6 protein-coding genes and 2 pseudogenes are annotated in these 6258 nt (G+C 57.9%); 5 read left to right on the top strand and 3 right to left on the bottom strand.

Annotation, left to right across the window (positions count from 1 at the left end; all coding sequences use genetic code 11):
• Positions 1-129: 129 nt before the first annotated feature.
• The 3 genes and pseudogenes from E5W87_RS32910 to E5W87_RS32920 all read right to left on the bottom strand — a co-directional run.
• Positions 130-697, bottom strand: a pseudogene (locus E5W87_RS32910) (alkene reductase); the annotation flags it as partial.
• A 237-nt stretch (positions 698-934) separates the two neighbouring features.
• Positions 935-3316, bottom strand: coding sequence for an EAL domain-containing protein (locus E5W87_RS32915; protein WP_292407354.1), 2382 nt, complete (start codon positions 3314-3316; stop codon positions 935-937).
• A 37-nt stretch (positions 3317-3353) separates the two neighbouring features.
• Entirely contained in the window at positions 3354-3872 is a 519-nt protein-coding gene (locus E5W87_RS32920) for a molybdopterin-dependent oxidoreductase (RefSeq protein WP_292407368.1), read from the bottom strand.
• Positions 3873-4055: 183 nt separating this feature from the next.
• Here E5W87_RS32920 and E5W87_RS32925 point away from each other — a divergent pair, with 183 nt between their 5' ends.
• The 5 genes and pseudogenes from E5W87_RS32925 to E5W87_RS32945 form a co-directional block, all read left to right on the top strand.
• On the top strand, positions 4056-4433 hold the full coding sequence (locus E5W87_RS32925) for a 6-carboxytetrahydropterin synthase (RefSeq protein WP_292407357.1): 378 nt from the start codon (positions 4056-4058) through the stop codon (positions 4431-4433).
• A gap of 132 nt (positions 4434-4565) precedes the next feature.
• Positions 4566-4865: a DUF1778 domain-containing protein gene (locus E5W87_RS32930; RefSeq protein WP_292407359.1), complete on the top strand. Its 300-nt coding sequence runs from the start codon at positions 4566-4568 to the stop codon at positions 4863-4865.
• A gap of 3 nt (positions 4866-4868) precedes the next feature.
• Positions 4869-5378 carry a GNAT family N-acetyltransferase gene (locus E5W87_RS32935; protein WP_292407362.1) on the top strand — a complete coding sequence of 170 codons (510 nt, stop codon included), beginning with the start codon at positions 4869-4871 and terminating at the stop codon, positions 5376-5378.
• Between the two features lie 337 nt (positions 5379-5715).
• Positions 5716-5850: a hypothetical protein gene (locus E5W87_RS32940; RefSeq protein ID WP_292407365.1), complete on the top strand. Its 135-nt coding sequence runs from the start codon at positions 5716-5718 to the stop codon at positions 5848-5850.
• Positions 5851-6119: 269 nt separating this feature from the next.
• Positions 6120-6258: pseudogene (locus E5W87_RS32945) on the top strand (co-chaperone GroES); the annotation flags it as partial.

The raw sequence follows: 6258 nt of genomic DNA on the forward strand, positions 1-6258 counted from the left end.
GGATTGCCCGTCATCCGCTCAAGCGCGGTGGCGATCGTCTGGTTGCGCCGCTTCCGCCGGCGCGCATGAAATTGACTAGGATCAGGCTGTTGTTGGGTGCCCCCGCGCCCCGCCGCCGTAGAAGGTGTCCTAATTCGGCGTGTTCAGTGCTGCACCTTGCCTGGACCTGTTGACGAGATCGGGGTTGGCGATGAAGAGCTTGCCGAACACGACCAGATCGGCGCTGCCATCCGCGATGACCTGCTCGGCCAGTTCCTTGTCGTAGCCGGTTGTTGTTCAGCCAGACCCCCTTGCCGCCCGCGTTGCGATAGGTGGCTTTGAAAAAGTGTAGTCGAACGGCTGATCACCCCACTGGAAGTCACGCGCGCCACCCGTGGCGCCTTCGACCGCATGGACATAGGCAAGTTTGCGGCTGCCCAGGCCCGATGCCACATGCTCGAACAGCGGCTGGGGGTCGGCCGTATTCGTCCGCGCGGTGCTTGCTGCCCCAGCGCAAGAACAGGCGCCATGGATCTCGACGCCGTCGACCCCGGCCTTGTCGATCTCAGCCTTCGCCGCTCGGACATAGTCGGCAACCCGGGAATTTCACTTTTTTCGACGCACGCGGCTCCGACGTCTCGGCGAACTCGCCGCTGCCGTCGGCCTTGATCAGATAGGTCTTCGATTTCGCGCGGATGGCCGAAGGGGCGACCGGCTTCGGACAACTCGAGATACGTGCTAATCGAATTTTTCGGCCAACGCAGCCATCATTTGCGGTTCCGGGCCCGATATGATCGAGACTACCGCCAAACACCCGAGCGCTCCTACTAACGTATGGCAGATCCCGCCAATGGCGGCGAGGAACTCCCACGGGGCCATAGCCAGGTGCATAGAGCGAACGGGCTTACGGGCTCCAGTCGGAGGCGAGATCCTCACGGCCCGGGGTTGACAGCAGCTACGCAGCAGCCGCTTTGCTCCTACTATTGCCAAGGAAGTCCGTTATTTCAGCTAGCGATTTTGGTGGGCTGAATAGATATCCTTGAACCTCGTCGCAACCTGTAGCGCGAATAATTTCCAGCTGATCCTCAGTCTCTACTCCTTCAGCCGTGGTCTTCATGCCCAAAGCACGGGCCAAACTGACAATCGCATGTACGATCGCCATGTGATCCTGATTTGTGGAGATTTGCTCCACGAAAGAACGGTCTATTTTGATCTTGTCCACGGTATATTTTCTGAGATAGCCGAGCGAGGAATAACCGGTGCCAAAATCGTCGAGTGATATGCGCAAACCCAGCGCACGCAAGTCCCGCAGCGCACAGGACGACCTTTGGCCATCCTCAAGCAACAACGTTTCTGTCACTTCTAGTTCAAGGCGATTAGCAGGAAATCCCGTAGCGGCGAGTACTCTGGAGACCATCTCAACGACATCGCCTCGCATGAACTGCGTTGGTGATAGATTAACAGCGAAATTGAGCTCGCCCGGCAGATTTGCAGCTGCTCGGCAGGCTCTTTCCAACACCCACTCGCCTAGGTTGACGATCAAGCCCGTGTCTTCGGCGATGGCGATGATTTCCTCCGTTTCGACGGGTCCGTGTCTGCAGCCCGGCCACCGCAACAGTGCTTCAAGTGTCGTGACTTGCAGCGTGTGAATGTTCACGATCGGCTGGAATACTACATCGAACTCCTGGTCAAAATCGGCGGCACGCAAATCGAGTTCAATCGTCCGACGGCGCTGAAGACGCGCATCCATCTCGGGCTCGAAAAAGCGATATGTGCCACGCCCGTCTTCTTTGGCCCGGTAGAGCGCCAAGTCGGCATTTTTCAGAAGCATGTCTGGATCGTCCGAAATCCCGGAGGTCACGGCTACGCCGACGCTCACCCCGATAATCACCTGATGCCCATCGAGCTCGTATGGTTCGCTAAGAGCCTCGAGTATACGTTGGGCAAGTTGATCCACGTCCGCTGGCTGTGTGACGTCCGCCTGCAGGATCACGAATTCATCGCCTCCCAGCCTAGCCACAGTGTCCTCTCGGCGAACGAGGGTTGAGATGCGCGCAGCAACCTCGCGGAGGAGCCGATCGCCCATGGAATGTCCGAGCGTATCATTGACGTTTTTAAAATGATCGAGATCCAAGCAGAAAAGCGCGGCAGAGCGCTGATGCCTTTGGCACCGAGCCAGCTCGCTCACCATGCGGTCACGAAGCAGTATTCGGTTAGGTAAGTCGGTAAGAGCGTCATGGCGCGCCATGTGCACCATTTGGGCCTCAGCGAGATGGCGTTCGGTAATATCGTCGTAAGTAGCCACCCAGCCTTCATCGTTCATCGGTTGATGCAAAATTGAAATCACGCGGCCATCGCTCAGTTCCTGCAGTAACGTACCCCGCTTCTTTCGAGCAATGAGGCTAAGTTGTTCCGAATGGATGTTCTCGGCGTTGTCCCGGGAGCAGATACCCGTCTGGACCGTGAGCCGTATAATATCCTCAAGGGTACTCCCCGGCCGCAGCGATTCCGGAGACAGACCATACATGGTGGCCAACCTACGATTGCTAACGATAAGCCGGCGGTCTTCGCCGAACATGCAAAGCCCCTGCGACATGTTGTGCAGTGCAGTATCGAATAGACGGTTTTGGGTGATCAACTCATCATTTGCAGCGTGCGCTGCAGAATTGGCCTTCTCGAGGTCCTCGCTCGTTTGCACTAATGTCGCATTGAGTGCGTGGAGTTTTTGCTGAGCTTGGACAAGAAGTCGATTCCGTCTTTCCAAAAGTACAATAAGCACAAACGTGCAGAGCACGAGGCCCCAAGCCAGGGCAGAGAACGTCCAATGCAGTCTCAGAAGTTCTTCATGGTCGCGCGCGACCTGTTGACCGCCGTAATTATTGGCCTCCGCGGCGAGACCGATGAGGTCTCCTTCCAGAGGGACCATTTCTGAGAGGATGGCTCTCGCAGTTGCGGGATTCTCAACCTGCTCGATCAGCATCTCCGCGCGATGGAGGAAATTGGATAGTGATTCCACCGTCGTTTGCCGGTCGTCCACTTCCAGAACAAAGGGCTGAAACTCGCCGCTGCGAAACAGCTCAAGCCGGTTCTTGACGATTTCAAACCGAAGCTGCGCCTCTTGCTTCGAGCCTTCACCGGCCGCCAATTCGCTGACGCGCTGACGCAGCCGCAAGAACTCGTTCACGCCCTGACCTGCGCTCCAGGCCACATTGTAGCGCGAGACCTTGGCAAGCATCTCCTGACGCTCGAAGATGAGCGTCGAAAGATAAACTGCGCCAACGCTGAGAACAATGATCGCGGTGCCGAGAGCTATCTTTAAGGGGTGAAAAATGCCCACTAGAGGACCCCGCGACAACGCAACCATTATCTCTTTTTCATCGCACAATCAGGCGTGTAAGTTGCCAAATCGAACGTGCATAGTATTTTTGGGCGTGCAATTCTGGAACGCTGTCGTAAGGATACACTACGAAGAGCGGCCCCTTATCGCTAACCGGCATGTATTGTTTATCGCGCTTCAGCGCCAATATCACATCGAAGTCGTTAAAATCCTTAAGAGGAATTGTCGTTCGGTAGTCGTTCAGCGCTATGGCGACTACTTCCGTGCCCTGCGCTCCGACAAGGGCCATAATCCGTTTGAGTGAGACGCCCTCAAACTCGACCGGTCCGGAAAACCACGGCGTAGTGGTGGTCAACGTGGTCATACCGAGCTTCTCAAGCATCCCACGATCGAACTGCGCCACACCGTCGGCGTTAGTCACTCGGATATTGCCCTCGATCGACAGGATGGGCGTCTCCTTTGGGGGCAACAGCTGTTGATCCTGAACGTGCCCCGGAGATATGGTCAGCAGCATAAGCGCAACAGCTAAGGCAAGTGCGCCGCGAATCCTTGACATCATTTTATCCTTTGCCTCACTACCCGGTTTCAATGTCTCGCGATCCTTGAACGCCGCGTTAACTGCGCGCGTAAAATCGCGGGCTAACGACGCTTTTCATTGAGCCAGGGGCCGGCTCAGCCCGTTTGACACTGATCAATCAGAATGTCAGAAGCTCGGCCTCGGCATTTTAAGGAGCGAATTTTGGAACGTTCTGCCAGCGTCGCCATGGTCGAGACTTACAAAGAGTTCACATTCGAGGCCGCCCACCAGCTGCAGCCATTTTCCGGGTTACACGGCCACACCTTCAGGGTTCGAGTCCACTTTAAGGGCTCACCCGATGCGGTGTTTGGCTGGCCGGCCAATCTTTACGAAGTAGAGCCGAGGATTAGTTCGGTGCAAAATGTCCTGGATCACACATACCTGAACGACATTGACGGTTTGGCGGTGCCCTCCTTGGAAAACATCGCCAAATGGATCTGGGACAAGCTGGCGCCTCATTCCCCGCAAATTCATCGCATTACGGTCTCGCGCGGCCCAGATGGGCAAGCCGAAGGCTGCACATATTCCAGGAATTCCTGATTCCCGGGGGCCGATCGGCCTTTTAATTGCGGGCAGTGGTCAAGCCATCATCGAGAGCGACCCGTTACCCGGTGGGTTTATGTATTGTAATTTGCGCTACACTCATCTATCTTTCCGCTCAGGAGAAAAATCATGAGCACCAGCGCTGGACGTAAGGAACACCCGATCTCGATGCGCCTCCCCGAGGCCGATGTCGCAATGATCGATCGCGCCGCCGGCCTGCGCGGCCGATCGCGCACCGACTTCGTGCGCGAGGCTGCCGTTCGCGCCGCCGAGGATGTATTGATGGAAACCCGCCTCATTCGCATGAGCCCGGAGGGCTTCGCGGACTTCATGGCGGTACTGTCCGGACCTCCGACCCCGGTGCCCGAAATCGTTGAACTGGCAAAGCGTCCGGCGCCGTGGGAACCCGGCTACGTCGCAAAAAGCTGAGCCTTGGCCCTCTCGGCTCCCGAACCGCTCACCGCGGCTCACGACGTTTCCGAGTTCACCTGCGGAAAACCGACTCTCGACCATTGGCTCAAGACCCGCGCGCTCTCCAACCAGGAGAAGGGCTTCACCGCCGTCCTGGTCGTGCATGAGGCGGGACGGGTGGTCGGCTACTATGGCCTCGCGCCGACTGCAGTCGTTCCGGGCGTCCTGCCGCGCTCCATCCGCACTGGCCAACCGCCCGATCCAGTGCCCTGCCTTCTGCTCGGGCAACTTGCGACCGACATCGGCTGGGCAGGGCGTGGGATCGGTATAGGCCTGCTCAAGCACGCTCTTGAGCGCTGCGTGACCGCGGCTGCACTCGTCGGCGGTCGCGCGCTGATGGTCAACGCCGTCGACGACGAGGCTGCAGAATTCTGGCGGCGGCGCGGATTCCTTCCATCGAAGGACGACCCCCTGGTCCTGTTCCGCTCAATGGCAGCAATCATCGCCTCAATCGCCGCCGCAAGGGGATAAGGACGTAGCATGGTCCTTTCCACGATCAACAACGAGTTGAGTAATGCCAAAATAAGCCGGCGAAGCCGCCTATTCCGAACACATCACCGGCGATCGGCAGCCGCGTCAAGGGCTGGTTCGACAAGCCGTCGAATGATCTTCTCATCGAAAGCGAAACGAGGTGCCATCACGCGCGATATCTACGGCATACGCCTCAGCCACACGGTTCGCCTGGTTCCGCCAGCCTATGTCAAGCCGTTCGTGAAGCGGCAGAAGAACGATGCACTGGGGCCATGATGATGGTCGAACTCAACCGAACCGCGGCAACAGGCGCTGAGCGCCGCGCGGATACAATCTGATGGCGCGACCATCTCACCAAGCCGATCCCGCCCTCCGTCGACAGGTTGAAGCGTTGGCCGGCTATGGCATTCCCGAACTCGGCATCGCCAGGCTGATGCATCGCCAGAAGGACGCGGGCACTTGCGGACCATGATCGGAAGCGCCGCTGGCGGAGATGCCTTGAGCCGGAGGACGAGCGAGTGGGCGCAAAGATGCAGAAAGAGCTTTTTCCTCACGTAAAGAGGCCCGGTGCTTCCGCGTCGATTCCAAAATCTTTTGCTCTTCGCCCGTCCCCTCGTCCGTCTTGACTCGTACCAGCCTACGGCCTATCTCACCGCCACGTTAGCACTCGCCACTGTCGAGTGCTAACCGCACTCCGGCAACGGAGCATCGTTCAACCATCCGCACCAGGGACATCCAAAAATGGCAAAGTCGAATTTCCGGCCGCTGCATGACCGCGTGGTCGTTCGCCGCGTCGAGTCCGAAGCGAAGACCGCCAGCGGGATCATCATTCCCGACACCGCAAAGGAAAAGCCGCAGGAAGGCGAGATCATCGCCATCG

The organism is Mesorhizobium sp. (assembly GCF_004962925.1).
Taxonomy (GTDB): Bacteria; Pseudomonadota; Alphaproteobacteria; order Rhizobiales; family Rhizobiaceae; genus Mesorhizobium.

Coding starts and splice junctions, on each gene's coding strand:
- E5W87_RS32920 (WP_292407368.1), bottom strand. CDS start 3,872: ATGTCAAGGATTCGCGGCGCACTTGCCTTAGCTGTTGCGCTTATGCTG.
- E5W87_RS32930 (WP_292407359.1), top strand. CDS start 4,566: ATGAGCACCAGCGCTGGACGTAAGGAACACCCGATCTCGATGCGCCTC.
- E5W87_RS32940 (WP_292407365.1), top strand. CDS start 5,716: ATGGCGCGACCATCTCACCAAGCCGATCCCGCCCTCCGTCGACAGGTT.